The following is a 26,739-nucleotide window of genomic DNA, read 5'->3' as shown; positions in this document are numbered from 1 at the left end:
GGCTGGTCGGCCCACGTGCTCGAGCAGCAGCGGGCCCGGCGGATGATCAGGCCCACGGCCCGGTATGCCGGACCGCCCCCACGACGCCTCGCCGACGTCGGTCCGACCGGCGACGCACCCGACGCCACGCGCGCCGCGGGCGACCCCGCCTGACCGACCCTGCCTCACAGACCCAGGGACCGACCCCGCCTGACGGGCCCGTCCGGATCGCGGCAGGCTCGCCGCGCTCCCGGCATACGGCTGGGAGGATGAGCAGGTGACCTCCGAGATCCTGCTGCCCCCCGACCTGCTGCCCTCCGACGGGCGCTTCGGCTCCGGACCGAGCAAGGTGCGCGCGGCGCAGGTCCAGCGGCTCGTCACCGGCGCCACCACCTGGCTCGGCACCTCCCACCGGCAGGCGCCCGTCCGCGACGTGGTGGGCTCGCTGCGTCGGGGGCTGGCGGAGCTGTTCGCGCTGCCCGAGGGCTACGAGGTGGTGCTGGGCAACGGCGGGTCCACGGCGTTCTGGGACGTCGCCGCGTGCGGCCTGGTGCGCGAGCGGGCGCAGCACGTGGTGGTCGGCGAGTTCTCGAGCAAGTTCGCGCAGGTCACGCGGGAGGCGCCGCACCTGGCGGAGCCGTCGGTCCGCGAGTCCGCCCCGGGCACGCGCACGGCGGCGGCGGCCGAGGCCGGCGTCGACGTCTATGCCTGGCCCCACAACGAGACCTCCACCGGCGTGATGCTGCCCGTCGAGCGCGTGGCGGGGGCGGACGACGACGCGCTCGTGCTGGTCGACGCCACGTCCGGCGCCGGCGGGCTTCCGGTCGACGTGTCCCAGGCCGACGTCTACTACTTCGCCCCGCAGAAGTCCTTCGGCTCGGACGGTGGGCTGTGGGTGGCGGTGCTGTCCCCCCGCGCGGTCGAGCGTGCCCACGAGCTGGCCACCACCGACCGGTGGATCCCCGCCTCGCTGTCGCTGACGACCGCGATCGAGAGCTCGCGCAAGGACCAGACCTACAACACCCCCGCCCTCGCGACCATCGCCATGATGGAGGAGCAGGTCCGGTGGTTCCTCGCGCAGGGCGGCCTGCCGTGGGCCGCGGGACGCACTGCCGACAGCTCCTCGCGGCTCTACGCGTGGGCCGAGCGCACGCCGTGGGCGACGCCGTTCGTGGCGGACCCGGCCGCCCGTTCGCAGGTCGTCGGCACCATCGACCTGGACGAGACCGTCGACGCCGCCCGCGTGTCAGCGGTGCTGCGCGCCAACGGGATCGTCGACACCGACCCCTACCGCAAGCTCGGGCGCAACCAGCTGCGGATCGCGATGTTCCCGGCGGTCGAGCCGGACGACGTCGAGATCCTCATGCGCGCGATCGAGCACGTCGTCGAGCGCCTCTGACGGGAGCGCCCGACGGGTCCGGGAGGAGCGGCGGGGCTCAGCGGACCGGCGGGTCTCACCGGACCGACCGGGCTCAGCGGACCAGCGAGCCGTAGGCCGCCAGGGCCAGGCACACGGCGATCACGATCAGCGTCGCCACGCGGCGGAAGCGCGGGGTCATCGGGTCACCACCTCGGCCAGGTCGTGGACGTGGGGCTCGAGCTGCTCGGGGTGCACGACCTCGAGCCGCCGGCTCCCGGGGCGACGACGCAGCCGCACGCCGTCCGACACCATGATGTAGGCCACGGCCGCGATGCACGCGATCCCGGTGGCCACGGCCCCGACGCCGATCGTCCAGCGGGCGCCGAAGGTGTCGCCGACCCAGCCGATGAACGGCGCCCCGAGCGGCGTGCCGCCCATGAAGATCGCCATGTAGAGCGCCATCACGCGACCCCGCATCTCCGGGTCGACGGACAGCTGCACCGACGCGTTGGCGGTCGTCATGACGGTGAGCGCGGTCAGCCCGCACGGGATCAGCAGGAGGGCGAAGGCGACATACGTCGGGGCGGCGGCAGCCGCGGCACTGGCGAGGGTGAAGCCGCCGAGCGCGAGCAGCAGCACGCGCAGCCGCGGCTGGGCCCGACGGGCCGACAGCAGGGCCGCCGACAGCGAGCCGATGGCCATGATCGAGCCGAGCAGGCCGTACTCCTCGGCGCCGCGTCCGAACACCGTGGTGGCCATGAGCGCCATCGTGAGCTGGAAGTTCATGCCGAAGGTGCCGAGCATGAACACGATGAACATGAGCAGCATGATGTCCGGTCGTCGCCGGACATAGCCGATCCCCTCCCGTATGGCGCCGCCGCCCCGTCGCAGGGGCGCCGGGTGGAGCTCGGCGACGCGCAGCCGGGTCAGGCTGAGGATGACCGCCGCGAAGGACAGGGCGTTGACGCCGAACGCGGGTCCCGTGCCCCAGGCGCCGATGACGACGCCGGCGACGGCGGGGCCGATCAGGCGGGCGGCGTTGAACGACGCGCTGTTGAGGCCGACGGCGTTGCCGATCAGGTCGGGACCGACGAGCTCGGAGGCGAATGCCTGCCGCGTCGGGTTGTCGAGCGCCGCGGCGGCGCCCTGGGCGAGCGCGAGCAGATAGATCATCCACAGCTCGGCGCTGCCGGTCACGACCAGGAGCCAGGTCAGCGCGGCGGTGATGCCGAGGGCGGCCTGGGTGCACAGCAGGATGGTGCGCTTGGGGAAGCGGTCGGCGGCGGCCCCGGCCCACGGGGCCAGGAGCACCACCGGCGCGAACTGCAGGCCGGTCACGACGCCGAGCGCCGACGCCGAGTGGTCGGTCAGCTGGGTGAGGACGAGCCAGTCCTGGGCGACGCGGCCCATCCAGGTGCCGACGTTGGAGACGAGCCCGCCGAAGAAGTAGGTGCGGTAGTTGGGGACGCGCAGCGAGGCGAAGGTGGCACTCATCGTCCGGCCACCTCCAGCAGCAGCGGGGCGGCCTCGGCGAGGACGGCGCGCTGCTCGGGGGTCAGCCCCTCGAGCCGGCTGGCCATCCACGAGTCGCGGCGGCGGCGGATCGCCTGGGCCAGGGACTCGCCCTCGGCGGTGAGCGACACGACCACCTGGCGGCCGTCGGTGGGGTGCGGGTCACGACGGACCAGGCCGGCGTCGACGAGGCACCCGACGGTGCGGGTCATGCTGGGGGCGCTGACGCGCTCGATCTCGGCGAGCTCCCCTGGCGTGCGCGGGGTCTCGAGCCGGAAGAGGACGCTGGCCTGGTGGGGCGCGACGTCGTGGGTGCCCTCGTAGCGGATGCGGCGGCTGATGCGCTGGCACGCGAGGCGCAGGTCGTTGGCGAGGTGGGCGAGGTCGTCGGCCTCGGCGGGGTGATCGGTGAGGGTGTCCAGGTTCATCGTTTCCTTAGCCTAGTTCATTACCTTGGCTAACGATGACCTGTCGCCGTTGATTCCCCAGCCAGCCCTACTGCGGCAGCAGCCGCTGCGCCCCCTGTCCCCCACCCTCGCCGAGGGTGTCCTGAGGGTTGTAGAGCGAGCACTGCCGCATCGACAGGCACCCGCACCCGATGCAGCCCGCGAGGTTGTCGCGCACCTGCTCAAGCTCGCGGATCCGCCGGTCCAGCAAGGGTGCCCACGACCGCGAGATGCGCGCCCACTGCTGCCGGGTCGGCGCCTTGTCCGGCGCCAGCGACTCGAAGGACGCCCGGATCTCCTCCAGGGTCAGCCCCACCCGCTGACCGGCCCGCACGACGGCCAGCCGCCGCAGCACCGACCGTTGGTAGAGCCGCCGGTCCCCCGCCGTGCGCGTGCTCGCGATCAGCCCCAGGGTCTCGTAGTGCCGCAGCGCCGACGGTGCCAGGCCGCTGCGGCGCGCGACCTCGCCGATCTGCATCAGGTCGTGCGTCCTCAGCATGTCCTCACCTCGACCCGGCTCGACGTCCCCGGACCACGATCATGGACCATGCCGGTCAGCCGCGCAGGAAGGTCAGGACCGCAGCCACCCGTCGGTGCTGGCCGTCGTCCGGGCCGAGCCCGAGCTTGGCGAAGATCCGTTGGGTGTGCTTCTCCACGGCTCCCTCCGTCACGACGAGCCGCGCGGCGACGGCGGCGTTGGTGCAGCCCTCGGCCATCAGGCCCAGCACCTCACGCTCGCGCGGCGTCAGCTGCGCGAGCGGCCCGGGTCCGCCAGGTCGTGCCATGAGCTGCCTCACCACCTGCGGATCGATGACCGTGGAGCCGGCCCGCACTTGATCCAGCGCCCCGAGGAAGCCGTCGATGTCGCTGACCCGGTCCTTGAGCAGGTAGCCGACGCCTCCGGTGCCGCTGGCGAGCAGGTCGTCGGCGTACGACCGCTCGACGTACTGCGACAGGACGAGCACCGCTGCGCCGGGCCAGGATCGCCGCACCTCGACCGCTGCGCGCAGCCCCTCGTCGGTGTGGGTCGGCGGCATACGGACGTCGACGATCCCCAGGTCGGGCCGGTGCTCGTGCATGGCCGCGACCCACGACGGACCGTCGCCGACGGTGGCCACCACCTCGTGGCCGTCGTCGGCGAGCAGGAGCTGCAGACCCTCGCGCAGCAGCACGGAGTCGTCTCCGATCACGACACGCACGGCACCTCCGCCCGTATGACGGTGGGCCCGCCCTGCGGCGAGGTCACCGTCAGGTGGCCCCCGAGACCTGCCAGGCGCCGGTCCAGGCCCGCGAGGCCGGTGCCCTTGCCGAGGTGCGCACCCCCGACGCCGTCGTCCTCGACCTCCGCCACGACCCAGGGGCCGTCCACGTGGACGCGGACGTCGACGCGGGTGGCGCTCGCGTGCTTCGCGGCGTTGGCGAGGGCCTCGGTGACGCAGAAGTAGAGCGCGGTCTCGTAGCCGAGGTTGACCCGCGGCACGTCCACGCTGAGGCGGGTGGGGATGGCGGCGCGGCCGGCGAGCTCCTCCAGGGCGGCGGCCAGGCCGCGGTCGAGCAGGACGGGCGGCGCGATGCCCCGGGTGGCGGCCCGCAGGTCGTCGAGGGCAACGTGCGCCTGCTCGGTGGCCGAGGCGAGCAGGCCGCGAGCGGCCTCGGGGGCGCGGTCCCACTGCCGCTCGGCCCGCGCGAGGTCCATCTGCAGCCGGACGAGCCGCTGCTGCGCGCCGTCGTGGATGTCCCGCTCGAGCCGCTGAAGCGTGCCCAGCTCGCCCTCGCGGGTGTCGGCGAGCTGCCGGCGATGGGCCTGCTCCAGCCGCAAGGTCCGGGTCGGCGCCTCGAGGAGCCAGCCGTTGACGCCGGCCTGGGCACGAGATAGGCCCCGCATCGCGATCGGCGCCAGGGCCAGCAGCATCAGGCCGAGCGCGACGTTGCATAGGGCGTGAGCCCAGTACTCGTCCGGCAGGTTGAGCCACGTGGCCATGCCGTCACCCAGCTGGTCCTCGGGCAGGTAGCGCTGCCAGGCGGGATAGGACAGCCCGGCCAGGATCGTCACCCACCAGGAGAGCGCCACCGACCAGAAGACGCAGGTGGGTGCCCACGCCAGCAGCGAGAACACCGCGTCGCCCCACCGCTGCCGGTCGCGGAACAGCGAGGTGACCTGTCCGACGACGCCCGGGTCGCGGGGGTGGGCCACCACGACGGGCTCGGGGAGCCTGGCGCCGAGGAGCGACCGCTGCAGGGCCCGCTCGACGGCGGCCGTGCCCTGCGCGAGGACGAGCCCGGCGATCACCACTGGCACCCCCACCGCCAGGATCATGGTCGCGCCGCCCACGGCGAGCAGGACGACGATCGGGATGAAGGCGGCGAGATAGAGCGGGAAGCCACCAGCAGGTAGGCGCTGTCGGCGATGAGCCGGGTCGGCGACCAGGTCCAGGTCGGCCTGGTGGACGTGGCGGACGTGGTGGAGGTGGCGGACGTGCTGGGCGACGTCTCGCGGCGAGCGGGTGAGGTGTCTGTCATCATGTCGTCCACGCTACGAACCCCCCGGTCAGAGCCCCATCCCGCTGCCTGGCGTCCTACTTGTCGGGCTAGCCCGACGTCTGGCTCAGCCGGGCTAGCCCGACGTCCGGCTCAGCCGGGCTAGCCCGACGTCTGGCTCAGCCGGGCTAGCCCGGGCCGACTACTCCGGGAAGCCGTCGAGCACGGCCGCGGTGCCCGACAGGCCGAGGCGCGAGGCCCCCGCCTCGATCATCTCGCGCGCCGCCTCGGCGGTGCGGATGCCGCCGGACGCCTTGACGCCGAGCCGGTCGCCGACGGTCTCGCGCATGATCCGGACGGCGTGCGCCGAGGCGCCACCGCTGGGGTGGAACCCGGTCGACGTCTTGACGTAGTCCGCGCCGGCCGCCTCGGCAGCCTGGCAGGCCCCCACGACCTGCTCGTCGGTCAGGGCTGCGGACTCGATGATGACCTTGAGCACGGCGCCGCGGGTGGCCTCGCGGACGGCGGCGATGTCACGCTCGACCGCGTCGAAGTCTCCCGCCACGGCCGCACCCACGTCGATGACCATGTCCACCTCTGCGGCACCGAGACGCACGGACTCGGCAGCCTCCGCAGCCTTGACCGCGGACGTGTGCTTGCCGCTGGGGAAGCCGCACACCACGGCCACCGCCACGGAGGTCGACAGCGGCAGCATCGACGGCGAGACGCACACGGAGTAGACCCCGAGCCGCTCGCCGTCGGCCACGAGCTCGCGGACGTCGTCGGCGGTGGCCTCGGGCTTGAGCAGGGTGTGGTCCACCATCTGCGCGACCTGGGAGCGAGTCAGCTGCGTCATACGGCTCACCCTAGTGGGAGAGGTGAGCAGGTATGCCGACCCGCCCGCCACCCCGTCTCCGCGCCACCCCATCGGCGCCCACCCCGCTCGTCGCCCACCGCTCACGTCGCCCACCCCGCTCACCGCTCACCGCTCACACGCCATTGGTCACCAATCGCGTCCCGGAGGCGATATGAACGTTCCAAAAGATCAGTGGTGACCAATGGCGCCCGGAGGGGGCGGCGGGGCGGGGCGGAAGCGGAGGGGGCGGCGGCGCGGACCCGGTGAGCGCGGGGCTCAGGCGACGCCGAGGGCCGTCTTGACCGGCGTGATGCAGAAGTAGAGGACGAACAGCGCGGCCACGATCCACAGCAGCGGGTGGATCTCACGGGCCTTGCGGCGGGCGGTCTTGACGACGACGTAGGCCACGAAGCCCGCGCCGATGCCGACCGAGATGGAGTAGGAGAAGGGCATCAGGACGATGGTGAGGAAGGCCGGGATGGCGATCTCCATGTCGTCCCAGTCGATGCCGGTGACCTGCTGCATCATCAGGAAGCCCACCACGATCAGCGCCGGGGTCGCGGCCTCGTAGGGAACGACCGCGACCAGCGGTGACAGGAAGGTCGCCAGCAGGAACATGATGCCGGTGACGACGGACGCGAGTCCGGTGCGAGCGCCCTCGCCGACACCCGCGGCCGACTCGATGTAGGACGTGTTGGAGCTGACCGAGCCCATGCCGCCGGCGATGGCGGCGACGGAGTCCACGACCAGGATGCGCTGGGAGCTGGGCGGGTTGCCCTCCTCGTCGAGCAGGCCCGCCTCGCCGCCGATGGCGACCATCGTGCCCATCGTGTCGAAGAAGTCGGCGAGCAGCAGGGTGAAGATCAGCAGCACGGCCGACACGAACCCGATCTTGCTGAACGACCCGAGCAGGTTGAAGTCACCGACCAGCGAGAAGTCCGGGAGGGCGAAGGGGTTCGAGGGGAGGGTGGGGACGTTGAGGCCCCACCCGGTGGGGTTGACGATCTTGCCGCCCGGACCGGTCTGCGAGCCGATGTGCAGCACCGCCTCCAGCACGATCGCGAGCACGGTGGCCCCGGCGATGCCGTAGAGGATGGCGCCCTTCACGTGGTTGACCATCAGCGCGATGATCAGGAACAGCCCGACCACGAAGGTCAGCAGCGGCCACCCGTTGAGGAAGCCGCCGATGCCCAGCTCGACCGGGGTCGGGCCGGCCGGCTTGCGCACGAAGCCCGCGTCGATCAGGCCGATGAGGGTGATGAACAGACCGATGCCGACCGAGATCGCCGTCTTGAGCTGCGCGGGGATCGCGTGGAAGACGGCCTTGCGGAAGCCCGTCAGCACGAGCACCAGGATGATGATGCCCTCGAGGACGATCAGGCCCATCGCGTCGGCCCAGGTCATCTGCGGCATCTGGGCCACGCCGTAGGCCAGGAAGGCGTTGAGCCCCAGCCCCGTCGCGAGGGCCAGCGGGAAGTTGGCCACGACGCCCATGAGGATCGTCATGAGCCCGGCGACCAGCGCGGTGCCGGCGGCCACGAGCATGCGCGCCCGGTCCGGGTCTCCCCCGCCGAGGAAGCCGCCCGTGGAGTCCGGGACGGTGCCGATGATCAGGGGGTTGAGCACCACGATGTAGGCCATCGTGAAGAACGTGACGATCCCGCCGCGCACCTCCTGGCCGACGGACGAGCCACGCTCGGTGATGCGGAAGTAGCGGTCGAGCCCGCTGGCGGGCGGCGCGTTGCGGGGGCGGCGGGAGGGGGCCTGCGTCATGTCCCCGGATCCTACCGGCGGGCCGTATGCCGTCCGCGCCCCCGCCACCAGTCGGTCAGGCACCCGGGTGACGCGGGCCGGGCATGCCTTGCGCGTCAGGCGGCCTCGCCGCACAGTTACCCGCGGGTCACGTGTCGGTGGCGCCGCGCTGGTTCCCGAGGCGCGAGCGCGCGACCGCGATCGGTCTGGTCACCCTCGCCAACCTGGTCGGCACCGCCATCGGGATGGTCCTGCCGACGGCCCTCGTCGACGCGCACGGTCCCGGCGTCATCGGGCCGCTGCAGCTCGGGATCGGTATGGCGGCGCTGGTCGCCGGCATCGCCTATCCCCTGCTCGTGACCGACCGCCCCGCCGGCGTCCCGGTCGACCTCACCGAGCGCGAGCTCGAGACCCACGGGATGCGGCACGCCCTGTCGGTGGGGCCGTTCCGGCGCTACCTGCTGGCGATCTTCATCGGGATGGGCGTCTTCAAGGGGATCACGCAGTGGGTCGCGGACATCGTTGCCCCGCGGGGCTTCTCGGCGACCGACGCCGGCAACGTCGGTGCCGCCATGCTGCTCGGCGGGGTCATCGGGTCGGTCTCGTCGTCGGCCTGGTCGGATCGCCTCGACCGGCGGGTGCCCTTCCTCGTGGCGGGGCTCGCGCTCGCCGCTCCCGCCGTCGTCGGGGTCGCCCTCGCGAGCTCCCTCGCGGGGCTGCTCGGCGCGGCCTTCCTGCTCGGGTTCTGCCTGGTGAGCCTGATGCCGATCGGCATGCAGTATGCCGCCGAGGTCACCTGGCCGACGCCGGAGGGCACGTCCAACGGCCTGGTCCAGCTGTGCGGGCAGGCGGCCGTGGTCTACGTCGCGCTGCTCTACGCGCTGCGCGCCCCGGACGGGAGCTACTGGCCCGGGCTGGTGCTGTCCGCGGTGCTGCTGCTCGGCGGGGCGCTGCGCTTTGCCCGGACCCCGGAGTCGCACGAGCACCACGCCCGAGCCACCACCTCGTCGATGTCCCCCTCGGGCACGTCCCCGTCGGGCCCGTCCCCCTCGAGCACGGGCCCGGGCGCTAGCCTGCAGGGGTGACCGACCAGCGGCCCCCGATCGACCCGACCACCGTGCCGGCGATGCGCGTGCGCACCGATCGCGTGGTGGCGCTCGGCACCTGGCTGTGGGTCGTGGCCCTGCTCGTCGTGCTGGTCGTGCCGTCGCTGCACCTCGACGGGCGCGCCTGGTGGCCGTGGGCCTGCGTGACGGGGATCGCGCTCGGCGTGCTCGGCCTGGCCTACGTCAGGAGCGGGCGCGGCGCCGACAAGGGCGCCTGACGGCGACGCGCCGGAGTCCGCCCAGCGCTCGGGCGTCGCCCGGGTGCACAACTGCTGCACATCGGCCGAGGAGCTTGCCGAGCTCCGTTGTGCCGCAACAGACCCCTCTCGCGAGGTCGCTTCGATGTGCAGCACTTGGTTGCGGGGAAGAGACCCTGCGACCCACGTGCGGCCGGGGTGACGGCCCGTGTCGCGGGTCTGCTCAGGCGTCGCCGGCGAGCTCGGCCACCCGCTGGGCGGCGGCGTCGGTCGCCGGGTCGGTGCGCGGCGTCGCCGGACCCGCGGGGGCGCCGGCGGCGCGACGCGACCCGCGCCGACCACGGCGAGGGGCGGGGGCCTTGACCTCGGGCTCGAGCTCCGGCTCCGGCTCCGGCTCCGGCTCCGGCTCCGGAACACCGTCGGCGGCGGCCGCCGACGCTGTGGCCTCGCTCGCGACCTCGGGCTCGGGCTCGGGGTCGGGGGCGGGCGACTCCGCGGCCCCGGGCTCGGCGGCGGGTAGCGACGCCGTCTCCAGAGCGCTGCTGGCGCTCTCGGACGAGTCGGTCTCGGGAGCGGCCTGCGCTTCCGGCTGCACCTCGGCTGCGCTGTCACCGGCAACGTCGGTGCTCGACGCGACGTCGGAGGCGGTCGGCGCCTCGTCCGTGCTCGTGGCGCTCTCGGCGCTCTCGGCGCTCTCGGCGCTCTCGGCGCTCTCGGCCAGCGTCAGCTCGACGGCCGGCGCGACCTCGAGGTCCACCGCCAGGTCGTCGACCACGGGCGGGTCGAGCGGGCGGGGGTCGTTGGTCGGCATGTCGACCTCGCTGTGCGCGCCGCAGCCGTGGTCGAGGGCGACGACGCGGCCGTCCGACGGTGACCACGCGTTGGCGCACACCCCGAAGGACCGGCGCAGCGCACCGGCCATCGGCAGGAAGTAGCCGCAGGACGAGCAGCGCTCGGGTGCCTTGACGGCGACCTCGGCGGTGGGGCCGTTGTCGCCGTCGTACCAGCGCTGGGCGGCGTCCTCGCGGCCCTCGGCGGACAGCACGCGCTTGCGGCCGAGACCCAGCTCCCACTGGGCCATCCGGTCGACGTCCTCGTCCCCGGTCGCCTCGAAGCCGTACTCGAGGTTGGGGTCCTCCTCGACGTACGGGTTGATGTCGCCGGGGCCGAGGTCGCCGGGGGCGATGCGCTCGGCATACGGCAGCCAGGCCGGGGAGACGATGCTGGTGTCGCTGGGTAGCAGGTGCGTCTCGGAGACGGTGACGTGCTTGGACCGGGAGACGCGGGTGACGGTGACGGACCACCGCCAGTCGGGGTATCCCGCTGACAGGCAAGCGAACTGGTGCGTGGCCACCCGCTCGCCCTCCATGACGACGGCCAGGTGGTCGCCCACGGCCCCCGCCTCGGCGATGCTCTCGGCGGCGGCGCGCGCGAGGTCGACCGCCGCGGTCAGCGTCGTGTCGGGCTTGATGGTGGCCATCGGTCAGCTCCCGTCGAAGTTGTCGGCGATGGCCCGCAGGGCGGCGGCGAGCTTGGTGGACCCGGCCGCGTCGGGGTAGCGCCCCTTGCGCAGCTGCATCGAGACGCCGTCGAGGAGCTTGATGGTGTCCTCCACGATCTCGACCATCTCGTCAGCGGGCTTGCGCTTCTTCTCGTGGAGCTTGCGCGTCACCGAGGGGGCTTGGTCGAGGATCGTGAGCGACAGGGCCTGCGCCCCGCGCCGGCCGTCCATGATCCCGAACTCCACGCGGGTGCCGGGCTTGAGGGTGGTCGTCCCCTCGGGCAGGGCGTTGGCGTGGACGAAGACGTCTCCGCCCTCGTCGTCGGCCAGGAAGCCGAAGCCCTTGTCCGTGTCGTACCACTTGACCTTGCCCGTTGGCACTGGTCCACCTCGTGTCGATCTCGTCGTGGGCCGGCCCGTGTGCGGGGTCGGCGTCAAGGCACGTGGAGCTCTCGGAGCACGTGTCCTGCCCACCAGGCTAACGGTTCAACGAGGCGTCAGGCCCCACGAGGCCGACCACGCGCGGCCTGGATCGAGCCGGACGACGTCCTCGCCGGTGCGGAACGCGTCGGGCGCCGCCGTGAGGGGCTCGACCGCCAGGCCGCTCGTGCGCGCGTAGCCCTCGGGGAGGTCGTGCCCGGTGTAGACCTGCGTCCAGGGGAAGGCGTCGGCGTCGGCCCACAGGGTCGTGCTGCGGCCGCCGTGGGCGATGGTGATGCGCCACCGGCCGTCGTCGTCCGCGGTGAGGCCGGTCATCGCGGTGTCGAGGTCGCGGTCGCCGACGACGGCGTCGCGCAGGTCCTGGGGCGTGCCCTCGACGGGACGCAGGCTGGCAGCCACGGTGTCGTCGGCCAGGAGGAGCCGGTCGGGGTCCACGGCGACGTATGACGCAGCGGGGCACCGGATCTCGAGGTCGTCCACCCGGTCCTCCCCCACCGTCAGGTAGGGGTGCGCCCCCACGCCGAGCGGCGCGGTGGCGTCGCCGACGTTGGTGACGGTGGGCGTCACGGTCAGGCCGTCGTCGTCGAGGTGGTAGTCGAGCTGCAGGTCCAGGGTCCAGTCCCAGCCCTGCTGCGGGTGCAGGCGTGCGCGCAGGGTCACCCGGTCGTCCTCCACGCGGACGGGCGACCACGGCAGCCACTGCACCAGGCCGTGCAGCGCGTTGTGCCGGGCGGGCTCGGACAGGGCGAGCTGCCGCTCGGTGCCGTCGAAGGTGTACTGCCCGTCGCGGATGCGGTTGACCCACGGGATCAGCACGGTCCCCCGCGCATGCAGGGCCGGCGCGTCCTGCGGCGACCCGACGATCACGGGCCGTCCGGCATACGTGTAGGACCGCAGGGTCGCTCCCACCTCGGTGACCACGGCCTCGTGCTCGCCGTGCCGGATGGTCCACTGCTCGCCGCTCGGCAGAACCTGCTCGCTCATGCCCGCCACCCTAGGCGCCGATCAGCCCTGCTCGATGAGCTCGGTCGCCCGGTCCCGCATCTCGACCTTGCGGATCTTGCCGGTCACCGTCATCGGGAAGCTGTCGGTGATGTGCACGTAGCGCGGGATCTTGTAGTGCGCGAGCTGTCCGGTGCAGAACTCGCGGACGCCGTCCACGGTCAGCGCGGGCACGCCCTCGCGCATGATGATCCAGGCCATGAGCTCCTCGCCGAACTTCTTGTCGGGGACGCCGATCACCTGCACGTCCGCGATGTCGGGGTGGGTGTAGAGGAACTCCTCGATCTCGCGGGGATAGACGTTCTCGCCGCCGCGGATGACCATGTCCTTGATCCGGCCCACGATGGCGCAGTAGCCGTCCTCGTCCATCGTCGCGAGGTCGCCCGTGTGCATCCAGCGGGCGGCGTCGATCGCCTCGGCGGTCTTGTCCGGCTGTCCCCAGTAGCCCAGCATCACCGAGTAGCCGCGGGTGCACAGCTCGCCCGTCTCGCCGCGCGGCACGGTGCGACCCGTTGCGGGGTCGACGATCTTGACCTCGAGGTGCGGCATGACGCGGCCGACCGTCTCGGTGCGGCGGCGCAGGTCGTCCTCGGTGCGCGTGGAGGTGGAGACCGGCGAGGTCTCGGTCATGCCGTAGTTGATGGCGACCTCGGCCATGTTCATCCGGTCGATGACCTTCTTCATGACCTCCACCGGGCAGGGCGAGCCGGCCATGATCCCCGTGCGCAGCGTCGACAGGTCGTAGCGGTCGACGTCCGGCAGCCCGAGCTCGGCGATGAACATCGTGGGGACGCCGTAGAGGCTGGTGCAGCCCTCCTGGGACACCGCCTCCAGGGTCGCGACCGGGTCGAAGGTCGGCGCCGGGATGACCATCGCCGCGCCGTGGGAGGTGCACGCCAGGTTGCCCATGACCATGCCGAAGCAGTGGTAGAAGGGCACCGGGATGCAGACCACGTCCTGCTCGGTGTAGCGGATCATCTCGCCGACGAAGAAGCCGTTGTTCAGGATGTTGTGGTGGGACAGGGTCGCGCCCTTCGGGAAGCCCGTGGTGCCCGACGTGTACTGGATGTTGATCGGGTCGTCGGCGGACAGCTCGGCCATCCGCGCGTCGAGGTCCTCGTCTCCGACGGCGGCACCCCCGGCCCGCAGGTCCTCCCACGACTGCTCGCCGAGGTAGGCGACGCGCTCCAGGTCCGGGCAGTCGTGCCGGATGGACTCGAGCATCTGCTGGTAGGTCGAGGTCTTGTAGGACACCGCGCTCACGACCATGCGCATGCCGGACTGCTTGACGACGTACTCGAGCTCGTGGGCGCGATAGGCCGGGTTGATGTTGACGAGCACCACGCCGGCCTTGGCGGTGGCGTACTGCACGATCGTCCACTCCGGGCAGCTCGGCGACCAGATGCCCACGCGGTCCCCGTGCCCGAGCCCTGCGGCGATCAGGCCCTTGGCGACCTCGTCGACGGCGGCGTCCAGCTCGGCATACGTCCACCGCCGCCCGCTGGGCACGTCCACGAGGGCCAGCCGGTCACCGACCCGCGCGACCGTGCGCTCGAGGTTGTGCCCGATGGTCTCGCCGAGGAGCGGGGTGTCGGAGATGCCGGAGGTGTACGAGAGCGTCGTTGCCGTCATGGCTCGCAGTCTCGTGCGCCGCGCCGGTGGCGGCAAGGGATGGCGCGCCGAACGGTGCGCGGCGCGCTACCAGCGGTCTACCTCAGGTGGGCACATCGGCCCGACCTCGACGACAGACCCGCCCCCGGCGGACTCATCGACCGGCCCTCGTTCCCCAGGTCGATGTACCTGCCCGCGGCAGGTCTTAACGTTGGACGGTGATGCCCCGCCTCGACGCGCCCCGCGCCCGCAGCCTCGCCGACGACCTCCGTGGCCGCTCGGACGACGAGCTCGTCGCGTTGCTCGTGGCGCGCCCCGACCTTGCCCGTCCGGCGCCGACCGACATCACCGCCCTCGCCGCCCGCTCCGGCACCCGCGCCTCGACCCAGCGCGCGCTCGAGGGCCTGGACACCGCGCACCTGCAGGTCCTCGAGGCCCTGCTCGCCACCGGCTCCCCCGCCGACGTCGACCAGGCGGCCACCTGGCTGGGGACCGACCGCGGCTCCGGCTCCCTGGTCGAGATCCTGTCCCGTCTCGAGTCCCTCGCTCTCGTATGGCGATCCGCCGACCGCATCACCGTCGCCCGCACGGTGGCGGAGCTGCTCGGACCGCGTCCCGGAGGCCTCGGCCCCTCCCTCGCGACGCTGCGCGGCACCACGCGGGACGCCCTCGCCACGCCCGCCGCGCTGGACGCGGTGCTGGCCGAGGCGCCGGAGGCTGCTCGTGCCGTCCTCGACCGCCTCACGTGGTCCAGCGGCGTCGTGGCGCGGCAGCCGGGCGGCCGGCCGAGCGGTGCGGCCGGGCAGGCGCTCGACTGGCTGACCGAGCGCGGCCTGCTGCACCCCCACGGCGAGGGCGAGCTGGTGCTGCCGCGCGAGGTCGCCCTGCACCTGCGCGGCGGGCGGCTGCTGCAGGACGTCGCGCTGCACCCCCCGCAGGTCGCCCTCACGACCCGCTCGGCCACCGTCGTCGACCTCGCCGCCGGTGGGGCGGCAGGCGAGCTGCTGGGTCTCGTCGACGAGACGGCGACCCGGTGGGGCGAACGCCCGCCGCGCGTCCTGCGCGCCGGCGGGCTGGCCGTCCGCGACCTGCGCGCCCTGGCGTCGACGCTGGACCTGCCGGTCGAGCGGGCGGCGTTCGTCGTGGAGGTGGCGCACGCCGCCGGGCTGCTCGCCGACGACGGCGCGCTCGACCCGGTGTGGGCGCCGACGCCGGCCTACGACGACTGGCTGCAGCAGTCGCCGCCCGCCCGCTGGGCCGTGCTGGCCGACGCGTGGCTGCGCTCGACCCGTGCCGCGCACCTCGTGGGTTCGCCTGCGGAGCGCGGAGGTTCGCCGATCAACGCCCTCTCGCCCGACGCCCACTGGCCGCCGGTCCGCGGGCTCCGCCAAGACGTCCTCGCCGACCTCGCCCAGCTGCCGGCCTGGTCCGCGCCCACCGTCGACGGGCTCGTCGAGCGGATGCGCTGGCGCCGGCCGCTGCGTCGGGTCGCCGACCTCGAGCAGGTCGTCGAGGCGGTCGTCCGCGAGGCCGAGTGGCTCGGCGTCACGGGCCGGGGTGCCCTGGGCGCCGCGGGGCGCACCCTCGTGGCCTCCACCCCTCCCGACGTCGGCTCGGCGGCCGAGGCCATGCACGCCCACCTGCCGGCCCCCGTCGAGGAGATCCTGCTGCAGGCCGACCTCACCGCGGTCGCTCCCGGCCGCGTCGAGGGCGCGCTGGCCCGGCTGCTGCGCCTCGCCGCAGACGTCGAGTCGCGGGGCGGGGCCACCGTCCACCGCTTCACCGAGGCGTCCGTGCGCCGGGCCCTCGACGCCGGCTGGACCGCCGAGCAGCTCCTCGACGCCCTCGCCGAAGCGAGCTCCACGCCGGTGCCCCAGCCGCTCACCTATCTCGTCAACGACGTCACCCGGCGCCACGGCCAGCTCCGGGTGGCGGCGGCGGCGTCATACGTGCGCAGCGAGGACCCCGTGACCCTCGACGCGATCCTGGCCGCCCCGGCCCTCGCCCCGCTGGGCCTGCGTCGCATCGCCCCGACGGTGCTCGTCAGCCCGGTCAGCGGCGACGTCCTGCTCGCGACCCTGCGCGACCACGGCCTCGCGCCCGCCGCGGAGACCGCCGACGGCGTCGTCGCGGTCCCCGCCGGGTCGGCCCGCCGGACACCTCCTCGTCGGCGCCCACCGGCCTCGACCCTCACCAGCGTCGTCGACCGCCCGTATGCCGAGAACCTGGTCGCCCTGCTCCGCGCAGGGCAGGCCGGGGTCGACGCACGGGCCGACGGCGACCCGTCGCAGGGCGGCACGGACCCTGCGGTGGTGCTGGGCGTCCTGCGCGAGGCCGTCGCCGACCGCCGTCCCGTGCGGCTCAGCCACGTGGGGCCCGACGGTGGCGCCACGACGCTGCTCTTCCACCCGCGGCGGGTGGAGGGTGGGCGCGTCTACGGCACCGCGGGGACGAGCAACGTCGAGAGGATTCTCACGCTCCACCGCATCACGGGTGTGTCCGAGGCCTGACCTGGCTATCGTCGCGGGCGCGCACCCCTCCTCCCCCGAAGGAGCTTCCATGACGCCGCAGCGCCCCGGGGCCCTCGAGCTGATCGACCTCGTTGTCGAGCCCGGCAGCTTCGTCTCGTGGGACACCCCGCCCGACCGCGCCGGGATCTCCTCCGAGTACGCCGCCGAGCTCGACGCCGCGACCGAGCGCAGCGGGGTCGACGAGGCGGTGCTCACCGGCCGCGGACTGATCGACGGGCTCCCGGTGGCGGTCGTCGTGGGCGAGTTCCGGTTCCTCGGGGGCTCGATCGGCGCGGCCACAGCGGCCCGGATCACGGCGGCCGTGCGGCGAGCGACCGCCGAGCGGCTGCCGCTCGTGGCCGCGCCCGCCTCGGGCGGCACCCGCATGCAGGAGGGCACGCCGGCGTTCGTCGAGATGGTGACGATCTCGCGGGCCATCGTCGACCACAAGGCCGCGGCCCTGCCCTACCTCGTCTACCTGCGGCACCCCACCACCGGCGGCGTCTTCGCCTCGTGGGGGTCGCTGGGCCACGTGACCGTCGCCGAGCCCGGTGCGCTGGTCGGCTTCCTCGGGCCCAAGGTCCACGAGGCGCTCAACGGTGAACCGTTCCCCGCGGGCGTGCAGCTCGCCGAGAACCTCGTCGACAAGGGCGTGATCGACGCGGTCGTCCCGTCCGAGGAGCTCGCGACCGTCGCCGCGCGGGTGCTGCGCCTGCTGCACCCCCACCGCCGCGACGACGCGGCCGCGACCCCCGAGACCCCCGAGACCCCCGAGACCCCCGAGACCCCCGCGACCCCCGCGACCCCCGCGACCCCCGCGACCCCCGAGATCGTGAGCGTCTCCTCCAAGAATGTTGGACGAGACGCTCACGATCCTGGTGGGGAGGGGCGGGCCTGGCCTGCGCCGACGGAGTCCAGGCAGGTCTGGGCGTCCGTCGAGATCACTCGCTCACCTCGTCGTCCGGGCGTCCGAGAGCTCCTCCGGTATGCCGCGGACGAGGTCCTCCCGCTCTCCGGGACCGGCGAGGGGCAGCACGACGCCGGGCTCATGCTCGCGCTGGCGTCGTTCGGCGGAGATCCCTGCGTCCTCGTGGGGCAGGACCGCCGCAACCAGGCCAAGCAGTCGATGGGGCCCGCCGCCCTGCGCTCCGCCCGACGTGGCATGCGCCTCGCCCAGGAGCTGGGGCTCCCCCTCGTCTCGGTCATCGACACCCCCGGCGCCGACCTGTCGGTCACGGCGGAGGAGGGCGCGCTGGCCGGCGAGATCGCCCGCTGCATCGCCGACATGACCCAGCTGACGGTGCCCAGCGTGGCGCTCCTGCTCGGGCAGGGCTGCGGCGGTGGGGCTCTCGCGATGCTGCCCGCGCGTCGGGTCGTGGTGGCCGAGCACGGCTGGCTGTCACCGCTGCCACCGGAGGGCGCCTCGGTCATCGTCCACGGCACCCCGGACCACGCCCCCGAGATGACCCTGCGTCAGCGCATCTCCGCGCCCCAGCTCGTCGAGGCAGGGATCGCCCACCGGATCGTCCCCGAGACGGTGCCGGCCGACCAGGACCCGCGAGCGTTCTGCCGAGCCATGGCAGAGGCCCTCACGATCGAGCTGGCCACCCAGAGCTAGCTCCGGCCAAGGCCCGCAGCGACGACTCCTGCCCTCTCGCCGAGGCCGGGACCGGGGATGCGGGGCGCAGGTCGGGTCAGCCGCCCGACAGCGCCGTGACCACGCGAGACGGCGAGGGGCGGCCCAGCTGCTCGGCCATCCAGACGGACGTGGTGACCAACGCCTCGAGGTCGACGCCGGTCTCGACGCCCATCCCGTGGAGCGCCCACACGAGGTCCTCGGTGGCGAGGTTGCCGGTCGCCGACTCGGCATACGGGCAGCCCCCGAGCCCACCGGCCGAAGCGTCGATCGTCCGCACCCCGAGCCGGATCGCCTCGAGCGAGTTCGCGAGCGCCTGGCCGTAGGTGTCGTGGAAGTGCACCGCGATCCGATCCGACCCGATCCCGCGCTCCCCCAGAGCATCGAGGAGCCGCCGCACGTGCCCGGTCGTGGCCACGCCGATAGTGTCGCCGAGCGAGAGCTGGTCGGCGCCGAGGTCGATCATGCGGGCGCACACGTCGACGACCTGGTCGATCGGCACGTCGCCCTCCCAGGGGTCGCCGAAGCACATCGACACGTAGGCCCGCAGCCACAACCCCTCGTCCTTGGCGCGCTTGGAGACGGGCTCGAACATCGTGAACTGGTCGAGCACCGTGGAGTTGAGGTTCTTGGCCGCGAAGGTCTCGGTGGCGGACCCGAAGATCGCCACCGAGGACACCCCCAGGTCGAGCGCCCGGTCCAGCCCCCGCTCGTTGGGCACCAGGACGGGCCGCTGGGTGCCGAGCGCGTCCGCCCCGAGCGCGCTCACGAGGTCGGCGGCGTCGGCCAGCTGGGGCACCCACCGCGGCGACACGAAGCTCGTGATCTCGACGGTCTCGAGCCCGGCGGCGAGCATCCGCCGCACGAACTCCGCCTTGACGTCGACGGGGACGATCGACTTCTCGTTCTGCAACCCGTCGCGCGCACCCACCTCGTAGATCGTCACGCGGTCCGGCGCACCGGTCATCGGCTCGTGCTGGGGCTGGCGCATCTCGCTCCTTAGCGTCGGCGTCGACGTCCTCGTGCCCGGCGCCGTCATGTCGCCGTCGAGCATCCAGCCCCATCCTGCCCCACCCCGCTAGCCTCCTGGGAAGCAACCAGCGCCACGTGGGGTTGACGTCACAACCGACCGAGGAGCACCGATGAGCCCGCAGCCACCCGCCGACGACCAGACACCACGCTCGTATGCCGAAGGTGGTCACCCCGCTCAGCCCGGCTACGGCCAGCAGGGGTACGAGCAGGGATACGGCCAGCCCGCCTACGGTCGTCCGGCCTACGGGCAGCCGGCATACGGCTCTCCCTCCCCCGGCGCCCCGGTCAACGCCATCGTCCTCACGGTGGTCAGCGTGCTCGCGGTGCTGTCGACGGCCTTCATCGTCGGACTGCCCAGCGCGATCCTCGGGATCATCGGTCTCGCCCAGCACGGCAACGACCCGCGGCGCGCCAACCGGTTGGCCAACATCGGGTGGATCGTGCTGGTGCTCAACGTGGTTCTCGGCGTGGTCCTGCTGATCGCCGGTGTCGCGGGCTTCCTGTGGTTCGTGGAGCAGGCGGACCTGCCGTCGATGACCCCCTCGCCGGCCCTGACCCCGACCCCGGCCGCCGTCTGATGCCCGACGGTCCCCTGATCGTCCAGAGCGACAAGACCCTCCTGCTCGAGGTCGACCACCCGGGGGCCGAGGCTGCCCGCCGGGCGATCGCGCCGTTCGCCGAGCTGGAGCGCGCCCCCGAGCACGTGCACACCTATCGCGTCACACCCCTCGGCCTGTGGAACGCCCGCGCCGCCGGCCACGACGCGGAGCAGGTCGTCGACGCCCTCCTCACCCACAGCCGGTATGCCGTCCCCCAGGCCCTGCTCGTCGACGTCGCCGACACGATGGACCGCTACGGCCGGCTGACGCTCGCCAAGGACCCCGACCACGGCCTGGTGATGCGCACGACCGACCGCGCCGTCCTCGCGGAGGTGCTGCGGCACAAGCGGATCCGCCCTCTGCTGGGTGACGCCGTGGACGACGACACCGTGGTGGTGCACCCCTCGGAGCGGGGCCACCTCAAGCAGGAGCTGCTCAAGGTCGGCTGGCCCGCCGAGGACCTCGCGGGCTACGTCGACGGCGAGGCGCACCCGATCGACCTCGACGAGAGCGACTGGGCGCTGCGCCCCTACCAGCAGCAGGCGATCGACGGCTTCTGGGACGGCGGGTCCGGGGTCGTGGTCCTCCCGTGCGGGGCGGGCAAGACCCTCGTCGGGGCCGGCGCCATGGCGCGTGCCCGGGCCACCACGCTGATCCTGGTGACCAACACCGTGTCCGCGCGGCAGTGGCGGGACGAGCTGGTCCGCCGCACGTCGCTGACCGAGGACGAGATCGGCGAGTACTCCGGCGCCCGCAAGGAGATCCGCCCCGTCACGATCGCGACCTACCAGGTGCTCACGACGAAGCGGAAGGGCATCTTTCCCCACCTCGAGCTGCTCGACGCCCGGGACTGGGGGCTGATCCTGTATGACGAGGTGCACCTCCTCCCGGCCCCGATCTTTCGCATGACGGCCGACCTGCAGGCGCGCCGACGGCTGGGGCTGACCGCGACCCTCGTGCGCGAGGACGGCCGCGAGTCCGACGTCTTCTCGCTCATCGGCCCCAAGCGCTACGACGCTCCCTGGAAGGACATCGAGGCGCAGGGCTGGATCGCCCCGGCCGACTGCGTGGAGGTGCGGGTCACCATGCCCGACGCGGACCGGATGGCGTACGCCGTGGCGGAGCCGGACGAGCGCTATCGCCTGTCGTCGTGCGCCGACGCCAAGGACGCGGTGGTGGAGCGCCTGGTGGCGCGGCACGCGGGCGAGCCCACGCTGGTCATCGGGCAGTACCTCGACCAGCTCGAGACGCTCGCCGCTCGCCTGGACGCCCCCATCATCACCGGCTCGACCACGGTCAAGGAGCGGCAGCGGCTGTTCCAGGCCTTCCGCACCGGGGAGATCTCGCTGCTCGTGGTGTCCAAGGTCGCGAACTTCTCGATCGACCTGCCCGAGGCCTCCGTCGCGATCCAGGTGTCGGGCACGTTCGGGTCGCGTCAGGAGGAGGCCCAGCGCCTCGGCCGGCTGCTGCGCCCCAAGGGCGACGGGCGCACGGCGCACTTCTACACGGTCGTCACGCGCGACACGGTCGACGCCGACTTCGCGGCGCACCGTCAGCGCTTCCTCGCCGAGCAGGGCTATGCCTACACGATCGTCGACGCCGGCGACCTCCCCTGACCCGTCCGACCTGACCCCACCCCACCCGCACGTCCGCATCCGCCGTCCCCCGTCCCCGCCACACTTCCGCACGCGCCGTCCCCGTCCCAGTCCCCGTCCAAGGGACGCAGATGTCGCGTTCCACGGCGTGCCGGACGCCTTTGCGTCCCCTCGATGCGCGGTCAGACGTCACCACGGCATCACCAGCGGCGAGGAGTCGACCGTTCGCACCAGCCGTCCCCCCACCGGGGCGCGGACAGGGACCATCGACGTGCGGAACTCCTCCACCGTCTCGTGCCGCCGGTCCGGCATCAGGTCGTCCGACGTCACGCGCAGCCTGCGATGCCCGAGCAGCAGCGCCCGCCGATCCGCCCTGCGGTCACCGCGCCAGCGTCCGCGCTGCGTGCGGTGACCGTCGCCGTCGAACTCACCGCCCAGCGCGAACTCCTCCCAGTAGAGGTCGAACCGGCACACCGTCGCTCCGTCCGCGTCCACCAGCCGGACCTGCTGCTCCGGCTCTGGCAGACCAGCCTGCGCCAGGAGGAGCCTGAGGTCGGTCTCGCGCGGGGACTCCGCGCCGTGCCTCGTGTCGCGCAGGGCCCCACGCAAGCGGCTCGCTCCTCGCCGACCGAGGGAGGCCAGCGCCACCAGGGAGCCGGCCGTTCCGCCGAGGTGGAGGTAGCCGTCGCACAGCCGGACGAGGTCCTCGTGCGTGGCGAGCGGGTCCGTCAGCACGTCTGCGACAGCCCAGATCCCGGCGACCAGGGGGATCCCACTCACGTCCACGACCCTGCGGCGCTCCAGACCCTTGCGCGACACGATCCCCTCACGCCGCACGCGCCCCGCGGCGGTCGGCACGCAGACGTGCACGGGGTCCCCCGGCTGCCACGGCCTCCGGTCGGGGAGCCCCAGGAGCTCGACCGCCGACCAGCCGCACACGGCCCAGGGACGCCGAATCACGGCACCGGCCTGGGCGATCGCCTCGTCGAGCGTGGTGGGGAGGTCAGCGGCCCAGAGACCGTGGTGGGTCCGCACGAGCCCGGACGCGGTGAGGGTCGCTCTCGTGACGCCTGATCGGCGGGCCTCGGCCGACGTCAGGTGGCGGGGCAGCTCGTCCATGGCGCGAGCATGCACTCGTCGTCACCATCACGGATGGGCCCGCTCGCCCCCTGTGGACGGAGGCGGCGGGAGCGCGTCAGCCTGTGGACAAGCACCGTATGACGCTGCTCCCGCCAGCCGTGTGGCCTCAACACCCAGGTCGAGGGGACGCACCTGTGGCGTTCCACGGCGTGTCGCGCTCATCTGCGACCCCTCGATGGGATCGCGCCACACGCCCGTCCGGAGTCGCAACGATCGAGGCCGGGGCGGGCGGCATACGGCCTGGTGGTCCAGCGGTCTCCCAGGAACCTTCCAGCGTGAGCGGTCAGACTTGACGGCGTGACCACTACGCCCGAAGCCAGACTGCTGGTCGTCGAGGACCAGCCCAACATTCGTGAGCTCCTCGCGACCAGCCTGCGATTCGCGGGATTCGAGGTGTACACCGCCGGTGATGGCGGGGGCGCTCTGGTCCTCGCGGAGGAGCACGAGCCCGACCTGGTCGTCCTGGACGTGATGCTGCCCGACATGAGCGGCTTCACCGTCACGACCAAGCTGCGCGAGGCCGGCCGCCACGTGCCCATCGTCTTCCTCACCGCGCGCGACGCGGTGGACGACCGGGTCAAGGGGCTGACGATCGGCGGCGACGACTACATCACCAAGCCGTTCAGCCTCGAGGAGGTCGTCGCCCGCATCCGCGCCGTCCTGCGTCGCACCCGGCAGGACGAGCCCGAGGACGGCACGATCCGGTTCCACGACCTGGAGCTCAACGAGGACTCGCACGAGGTCCGCCGCGCCGGCAAGGTCATCGACTGCTCCCCCACCGAGTTCAAGCTGCTGCGCTACCTGATCCTCAACCCCAACCGGGTGCTGTCCAAGGCGCAGATCCTCGACCACGTCTGGGACTACGACTTCCGCGGCGAGGCCGGGATCGTCGAGTCCTACATCTCCTACCTGCGCCGCAAGGTCGACTCGATCGAGCCGCCGCTGATCCACACCAAGCGCGGCGTCGGCTACGTCCTGCGGCTGCCTCCCGAGATCTCGTGAGCCATCCAGCCGGACGGGTGTTGCTGCGGCCCCAGACCACCGTGGGCCTCGCGGTCCACCGGTGGCTGCAGCGGATGCCGCTCACCCACCGGCTGGTCCTGATCCTGGTGGTGCTCATGGCCGGTGCGCTGACGCTGACGACGAGCGCGACGACCTGGCTGCTGGAGCGTCAGCTCCTGCAGCGCACCGACCAGGAGCTGCGGCTCAGCGCCGGGGCGCTCGGCGCCAGCGCCCTCGGCGCGATCGCCAACGAGCAGGAGCTCGACAACTTCCCGACCAACTACGCCGTCGTGTTCTTCCCCAACGGGTCCAGCAAACCCATCCCCTTCCAGCCGCAGACCGAGGCGGAGCACCCCGACATCCCTCGCCTCGCGATGGACTCCCCCGAGGTCGTGACCCACCAGATCTTCGAGGTGCGGTCCAAGGACGGCAACCAGCGGTGGCGCGTGATCGCGGACAAGATCGACGGCGACTCCGGGACCTATGCCGTCGCCGTGTCGATGCGCGGGGTGGAGAAGACCACGAGCCAGGTGATGATCTTCTCGCTGCTCATCGGGCTGGCGGCGGTCACGGCGCTGATGATCGCGGGGTGGTTCGCGATCCGTCGCGCCTTCCGCCCGCTGCGCCAGATCGAGGACACCGCCAAGGCCATCGCTGGCGGGGACCTGACCCGGCGCGTGCCGGCCCGGTCCGCGGACGACGAGGTCGGCAGCCTGTCGGACTCCCTCAACGTCATGCTCAGCCACATCGAGCGGTCCTTCCAGCGCGTCGAGGCCAGCGAGACCCGCATGCGGCAGTTCGTGGCCGACGCCTCGCACGAGCTGCGGACACCGTTGGCCGCCGTGCGGGGGTATGCCGAGCTCTACCGCCAGGGCGCGGTGACCCAGCCCGAGCACGTGCGGCAGGTGTTCCAGCGGATCGAGGACGAGTCCACGCGCATGGGCGCCCTGGTCGAGGACCTCCTGTCGCTGGCCCGCCTGGACGAGCAGCGACCCATGGAGTTCACCTCGGTCGACCTCACGGTGGTCCTCGCGGACGCCGCCCAGGACGCCCGCGCCCTGGCGCCGGACCGCGACATCCAGATGGTCGGCCTGCACGGCCCCATCGACGCCAACCCCGTGCGCGGCGACGAGTCCAAGCTGCGGCAGCTCGTGACCAACCTCGTCGGCAACGCGATCAACCACACCCCCGCCGGCACGCCGATCGAGCTGGCCGTCGGCCACGGCGACGGCGACGGCGACGGCGACGGCGACGGGCAGGATGGCGACGCGTGGACCACCATCGAGATCCGCGACCACGGACCGGGGATCGACCCCGAGCTGTCGGACAGGGTGTTCGAACGGTTCTTCCGCAACGACCCGTCCCGTGGCCGCACCGACCATCCTGGTGGCACCGGGCTCGGACTCGCGATCGTGGCCGCCATCACCGGTGCCCACCACGGAGATGTCACGATCGTCCCCACGCCCGGCGGCGGCGCGACCTTCCGGGTCCGCCTCCCCACCGATCCACAGCAACCCCACAGCGACGCACCAGCATCGGCCTAGGTCGATGGACCACCCTTCGAGACCTCAGGCCCCCGAGGAGTCACGATGAACGATCAGCACCAGCCCGGCTCGCCGTCCCCGACGCAGGGCGACCCGCAGCACACGCAGGAGATCCCCCGCCACAGCTCCACCCAGGAGATCCCGCGCGTCGCCGAACCCGGGTCGTCCAACCCCTATGCCGCCCCCGGTCAGCCGGGGGCTTCGGGAGCCGGCGGGCCGGCATACGGCCAGGGTGGTGGCTCGGGCCCGGCGGCACCCCGGCGTCGCCGGTCCGGCTGGTGGCAGGTGCCGACGGCGGCCGTGGCCGCGGCGGCACTGGCGAGCGGGGGGACGTACGCGTTGTTCGCGGGCCGTGACGGGCAGAGCACGACGAGCGTGTCCCGCACGGCGCCCACCACCAACCCGGCCCGCAACACGCAGGCCCCTCTCAACCAGGGTGGCACCAACGCCCCCGACTGGAAGGCCACGGCCCAGGCCGTCTCCCCCAGCGTCGTGTCGATCTCGGTGCAGAGCGGCAGCAGCGGTGGCGAGGGCTCGGGCGTGATCCTCGACGACCAGGGTCACATCGTGACCAACAACCACGTCGTCGGCGAGATCGGGTCGGGCGCCCAGATCGTCGTGACCCTCGACGACCAGCGCGCCTACCAGGCCAAGGTCGTCGGGCTCGACCCGTCGACCGACCTCGCCGTCATCAAGCTGCAGGGCGACGTCAAGGGCCTCAAGCCCATCGCGATCGGCAACTCCGACCAGATCGCCGTGGGCGCGCCCGTCATGGCGGTCGGCAACCCGCTCGGCCTGTCCGGCACCGTGACCACCGGCATCGTCAGCGCCCTCAACCGGCCCGTGTCGACAGACCGGTCCTCGCAGGGGCAGCAGGACGGTGGCCTGTTCGGGCAGCAGGCCGCCGACCCGGTGGTCACCAACGCGATCCAGACCTCGGCCCCCATCAACCCCGGGAACTCCGGCGGTGCCCTGGTCAACGCCGACGGCCAGCTCATCGGGATCAACTCCTCCATCGCCTCGATGGGGTCGTCCACGGGCGGTCAGGCCGGGTCGATCGGCATCGGCTTCGCCATACCGGTCAACGAGGTCAACTCCATCACCGACCAGCTGATCAAGAACGGCAAGGCGCAGCACGCGTTCATGGGCGTCTCGTCCAAGCCGGCCATGGTCAAGGACGGCGGCGGGCAGCGCGTGGCCGCCGTCATCGCCAACGTCGTCTCGGGGTCGCCCGCCGACAAGGCCGGACTCAAGACCCAGGACGCGATCATCGCGATCGACGACGAGCCCGTGACGGGGTCGCTGGCGCTGGTGGCCCAGGTGCGCGAGCGCACGGTCGGCGACACGGCCAAGGTGACCTATCTGCGGGGCGGCGAGCGGCGCGAGGTGCAGATCACGTTCGCCGAGAAGTCCTCCCAGTGACCTACCTCAGGTCGTCAC

23 protein-coding genes are annotated in these 26,739 nt (G+C 72.9%); 10 read left to right on the top strand and 13 right to left on the bottom strand.

From position 1 onward, the window contains the following. Window positions 1-256 precede the first annotated feature (256 nt). Window positions 257-1,378, top strand: coding sequence for a phosphoserine transaminase (serC, locus tag B2P18_RS18490; protein ID WP_286961889.1), 1,122 nt, complete (start codon window positions 257-259; stop codon window positions 1,376-1,378). Between the two features lie 156 nt (window positions 1,379-1,534). Here serC and B2P18_RS18485 read toward each other — a convergent pair whose 3' ends face one another. The 7 genes from B2P18_RS18485 to B2P18_RS18455 form a co-directional block, all read right to left on the bottom strand. Continuing rightward, entirely contained in the window at window positions 1,535-2,833 is a 1,299-nt protein-coding gene (locus B2P18_RS18485) for an MFS transporter (protein WP_029211898.1), read from the bottom strand. Beyond that, window positions 2,830-3,279, bottom strand: coding sequence for a MarR family winged helix-turn-helix transcriptional regulator (locus tag B2P18_RS18480; protein ID WP_286961887.1), 450 nt, complete (start codon window positions 3,277-3,279; stop codon window positions 2,830-2,832). The genes B2P18_RS18485 and B2P18_RS18480 overlap by 4 nt, the downstream gene beginning before the upstream one ends. 67 nt (window positions 3,280-3,346) lie before the next feature. Further along, complete coding sequence (gene soxR / locus B2P18_RS18475; protein ID WP_286961885.1) at window positions 3,347-3,796, bottom strand: redox-sensitive transcriptional activator SoxR; 450 nt, start codon at window positions 3,794-3,796, stop codon at window positions 3,347-3,349. Between the two features lie 55 nt (window positions 3,797-3,851). Then, a complete protein-coding gene (locus B2P18_RS18470; protein ID WP_286961884.1) occupies window positions 3,852-4,496 on the bottom strand; it encodes a response regulator in 645 nt (214 codons plus the stop codon). Further along, the gene (locus B2P18_RS18465; RefSeq protein WP_286961897.1) at window positions 4,484-5,725 is read right to left on the bottom strand and encodes a sensor histidine kinase; all 1,242 of its coding nucleotides are present in this window, start codon (window positions 5,723-5,725) and stop codon (window positions 4,484-4,486) included. The genes B2P18_RS18470 and B2P18_RS18465 overlap by 13 nt, the downstream gene beginning before the upstream one ends. Before the next feature lie 252 nt (window positions 5,726-5,977). Then, a complete protein-coding gene (deoC, locus tag B2P18_RS18460; RefSeq protein WP_286961882.1) occupies window positions 5,978-6,631 on the bottom strand; it encodes a deoxyribose-phosphate aldolase in 654 nt (217 codons plus the stop codon). Window positions 6,632-6,907: 276 nt separating this feature from the next. Next, window positions 6,908-8,404, bottom strand: coding sequence for an NCS2 family permease (locus tag B2P18_RS18455; protein ID WP_286961881.1), 1,497 nt, complete (start codon window positions 8,402-8,404; stop codon window positions 6,908-6,910). A gap of 131 nt (window positions 8,405-8,535) precedes the next feature. Here B2P18_RS18455 and B2P18_RS18450 point away from each other — a divergent pair, with 131 nt between their 5' ends. Together B2P18_RS18450 and B2P18_RS18445 are read left to right on the top strand one after the other, a co-directional pair. After that, a complete protein-coding gene (locus B2P18_RS18450) occupies window positions 8,536-9,468 on the top strand; it encodes an MFS transporter (RefSeq protein ID WP_376783749.1) in 933 nt (310 codons plus the stop codon). Continuing rightward, complete coding sequence (locus B2P18_RS18445) at window positions 9,465-9,707, top strand: DUF2530 domain-containing protein (protein WP_019284327.1); 243 nt, start codon at window positions 9,465-9,467, stop codon at window positions 9,705-9,707. The genes B2P18_RS18450 and B2P18_RS18445 overlap by 4 nt, the downstream gene beginning before the upstream one ends. Window positions 9,708-9,909: 202 nt before the next feature. On the opposite strand, the gene B2P18_RS18810 is transcribed toward B2P18_RS18445, so the two are convergent. The 4 genes from B2P18_RS18810 to B2P18_RS18425 all read right to left on the bottom strand — a co-directional run bounded on the left by B2P18_RS18810 (window position 9,910) and on the right by B2P18_RS18425 (window position 14,262). Next, a complete protein-coding gene (locus tag B2P18_RS18810; protein ID WP_313536190.1) occupies window positions 9,910-11,166 on the bottom strand; it encodes a DUF3027 domain-containing protein in 1,257 nt (418 codons plus the stop codon). A gap of 3 nt (window positions 11,167-11,169) precedes the next feature. Continuing rightward, entirely contained in the window at window positions 11,170-11,568 is a 399-nt protein-coding gene (locus B2P18_RS18435) for a cold-shock protein (RefSeq protein ID WP_029211906.1), read from the bottom strand. Between the two features lie 105 nt (window positions 11,569-11,673). After that, window positions 11,674-12,612, bottom strand: coding sequence for an aldose 1-epimerase family protein (locus B2P18_RS18430; RefSeq protein WP_286961878.1), 939 nt, complete (start codon window positions 12,610-12,612; stop codon window positions 11,674-11,676). Between the two features lie 21 nt (window positions 12,613-12,633). Next, the gene (locus B2P18_RS18425; RefSeq protein ID WP_019284332.1) at window positions 12,634-14,262 is read right to left on the bottom strand and encodes an AMP-binding protein; all 1,629 of its coding nucleotides are present in this window, start codon (window positions 14,260-14,262) and stop codon (window positions 12,634-12,636) included. A gap of 200 nt (window positions 14,263-14,462) precedes the next feature. Here B2P18_RS18425 and B2P18_RS18420 point away from each other — a divergent pair, with 200 nt between their 5' ends. Further along, window positions 14,463-16,751: a helicase-associated domain-containing protein gene (locus tag B2P18_RS18420; protein WP_286961895.1), complete on the top strand. Its 2,289-nt coding sequence runs from the start codon at window positions 14,463-14,465 to the stop codon at window positions 16,749-16,751. Window positions 16,752-16,800: 49 nt separating this feature from the next. After that, window positions 16,801-18,369, top strand: a complete 1,569-nt coding sequence (locus B2P18_RS18415) for a carboxyl transferase domain-containing protein (protein ID WP_286961875.1) — start codon at window positions 16,801-16,803, stop codon at window positions 18,367-18,369. A gap of 76 nt (window positions 18,370-18,445) precedes the next feature. Here the strand turns inward: B2P18_RS18415 and B2P18_RS18410 are convergent, their stop codons facing one another. Then, the gene (locus B2P18_RS18410) at window positions 18,446-19,378 is read right to left on the bottom strand and encodes a hydroxymethylglutaryl-CoA lyase (protein ID WP_286960679.1); all 933 of its coding nucleotides are present in this window, start codon (window positions 19,376-19,378) and stop codon (window positions 18,446-18,448) included. 151 nt (window positions 19,379-19,529) lie between these two features. Between B2P18_RS18410 and B2P18_RS18405 the strand changes: the two genes are divergently transcribed. Together B2P18_RS18405 and B2P18_RS18400 are read left to right on the top strand one after the other, a co-directional pair. Then, window positions 19,530-19,997: a hypothetical protein gene (locus B2P18_RS18405; RefSeq protein WP_286961873.1), complete on the top strand. Its 468-nt coding sequence runs from the start codon at window positions 19,530-19,532 to the stop codon at window positions 19,995-19,997. Beyond that, window positions 19,997-21,634 (top strand): DNA repair helicase XPB, encoded by a 1,638-nt coding sequence (locus B2P18_RS18400; RefSeq protein ID WP_286960650.1) that lies wholly within the window; start codon window positions 19,997-19,999, stop codon window positions 21,632-21,634. The genes B2P18_RS18405 and B2P18_RS18400 overlap by 1 nt, the downstream gene beginning before the upstream one ends. A gap of 168 nt (window positions 21,635-21,802) precedes the next feature. On the opposite strand, the gene B2P18_RS18395 is transcribed toward B2P18_RS18400, so the two are convergent. Then, complete coding sequence (locus B2P18_RS18395; RefSeq protein WP_286961871.1) at window positions 21,803-22,732, bottom strand: hypothetical protein; 930 nt, start codon at window positions 22,730-22,732, stop codon at window positions 21,803-21,805. Window positions 22,733-23,050: 318 nt separating this feature from the next. On the opposite strand from B2P18_RS18395, the gene B2P18_RS18390 reads away from it, so the two are divergent. From B2P18_RS18390 to B2P18_RS18380, 3 genes are read left to right on the top strand one after another with little or no spacing between them, the layout of a single operon-like run. Next, entirely contained in the window at window positions 23,051-23,755 is a 705-nt protein-coding gene (locus B2P18_RS18390) for a response regulator transcription factor (RefSeq protein WP_029212484.1), read from the top strand. Continuing rightward, entirely contained in the window at window positions 23,752-25,299 is a 1,548-nt protein-coding gene (locus tag B2P18_RS18385; RefSeq protein ID WP_286961869.1) for a sensor histidine kinase, read from the top strand. Before B2P18_RS18390 ends, B2P18_RS18385 begins: the two co-directional genes overlap by 4 nt. 45 nt (window positions 25,300-25,344) lie before the next feature. Then, window positions 25,345-26,721 (top strand): S1C family serine protease, encoded by a 1,377-nt coding sequence (locus tag B2P18_RS18380; RefSeq protein WP_286961867.1) that lies wholly within the window; start codon window positions 25,345-25,347, stop codon window positions 26,719-26,721. Window positions 26,722-26,739 lie beyond the last annotated feature (18 nt).

Source organism: Arsenicicoccus sp. UBA2120, assembly GCF_002330965.1.
GTDB lineage: Bacteria > Actinomycetota > Actinomycetes > Actinomycetales > Dermatophilaceae > Arsenicicoccus > Arsenicicoccus bolidensis.
This window is presented reverse-complemented; position numbering and strand designations above follow the sequence as displayed.

Bases quoted from the DNA above. Each gene is read 5' to 3' on its own strand.
- B2P18_RS18480 (WP_286961887.1), bottom strand. From the start codon at position 3,279: ATGAACCTGGACACCCTCACCGATCACCCCGCCGAGGCCGACGACCTC.
- B2P18_RS18455 (WP_286961881.1), bottom strand. From the start codon at position 8,404: ATGACGCAGGCCCCCTCCCGCCGCCCCCGCAACGCGCCGCCCGCCAGC.
- soxR (WP_286961885.1), bottom strand. From the start codon at position 3,796: ATGCTGAGGACGCACGACCTGATGCAGATCGGCGAGGTCGCGCGCCGC.
- B2P18_RS18415 (WP_286961875.1), top strand. From the start codon at position 16,801: ATGACGCCGCAGCGCCCCGGGGCCCTCGAGCTGATCGACCTCGTTGTC.
- deoC (WP_286961882.1), bottom strand. From the start codon at position 6,631: ATGACGCAGCTGACTCGCTCCCAGGTCGCGCAGATGGTGGACCACACC.
- B2P18_RS18810 (WP_313536190.1), bottom strand. From the start codon at position 11,166: ATGGCCACCATCAAGCCCGACACGACGCTGACCGCGGCGGTCGACCTC.
- B2P18_RS18420 (WP_286961895.1), top strand. From the start codon at position 14,463: ATGCCCCGCCTCGACGCGCCCCGCGCCCGCAGCCTCGCCGACGACCTC.
- B2P18_RS18380 (WP_286961867.1), top strand. From the start codon at position 25,345: ATGAACGATCAGCACCAGCCCGGCTCGCCGTCCCCGACGCAGGGCGAC.
- B2P18_RS18400 (WP_286960650.1), top strand. From the start codon at position 19,997: ATGCCCGACGGTCCCCTGATCGTCCAGAGCGACAAGACCCTCCTGCTC.
- B2P18_RS18485 (WP_029211898.1), bottom strand. From the start codon at position 2,833: ATGAGTGCCACCTTCGCCTCGCTGCGCGTCCCCAACTACCGCACCTAC.
- B2P18_RS18410 (WP_286960679.1), bottom strand. From the start codon at position 19,378: ATGCGCCAGCCCCAGCACGAGCCGATGACCGGTGCGCCGGACCGCGTG.
- B2P18_RS18425 (WP_019284332.1), bottom strand. From the start codon at position 14,262: ATGACGGCAACGACGCTCTCGTACACCTCCGGCATCTCCGACACCCCG.
- B2P18_RS18395 (WP_286961871.1), bottom strand. From the start codon at position 22,732: ATGGACGAGCTGCCCCGCCACCTGACGTCGGCCGAGGCCCGCCGATCA.
- B2P18_RS18405 (WP_286961873.1), top strand. From the start codon at position 19,530: ATGAGCCCGCAGCCACCCGCCGACGACCAGACACCACGCTCGTATGCC.
- B2P18_RS18430 (WP_286961878.1), bottom strand. From the start codon at position 12,612: ATGAGCGAGCAGGTTCTGCCGAGCGGCGAGCAGTGGACCATCCGGCAC.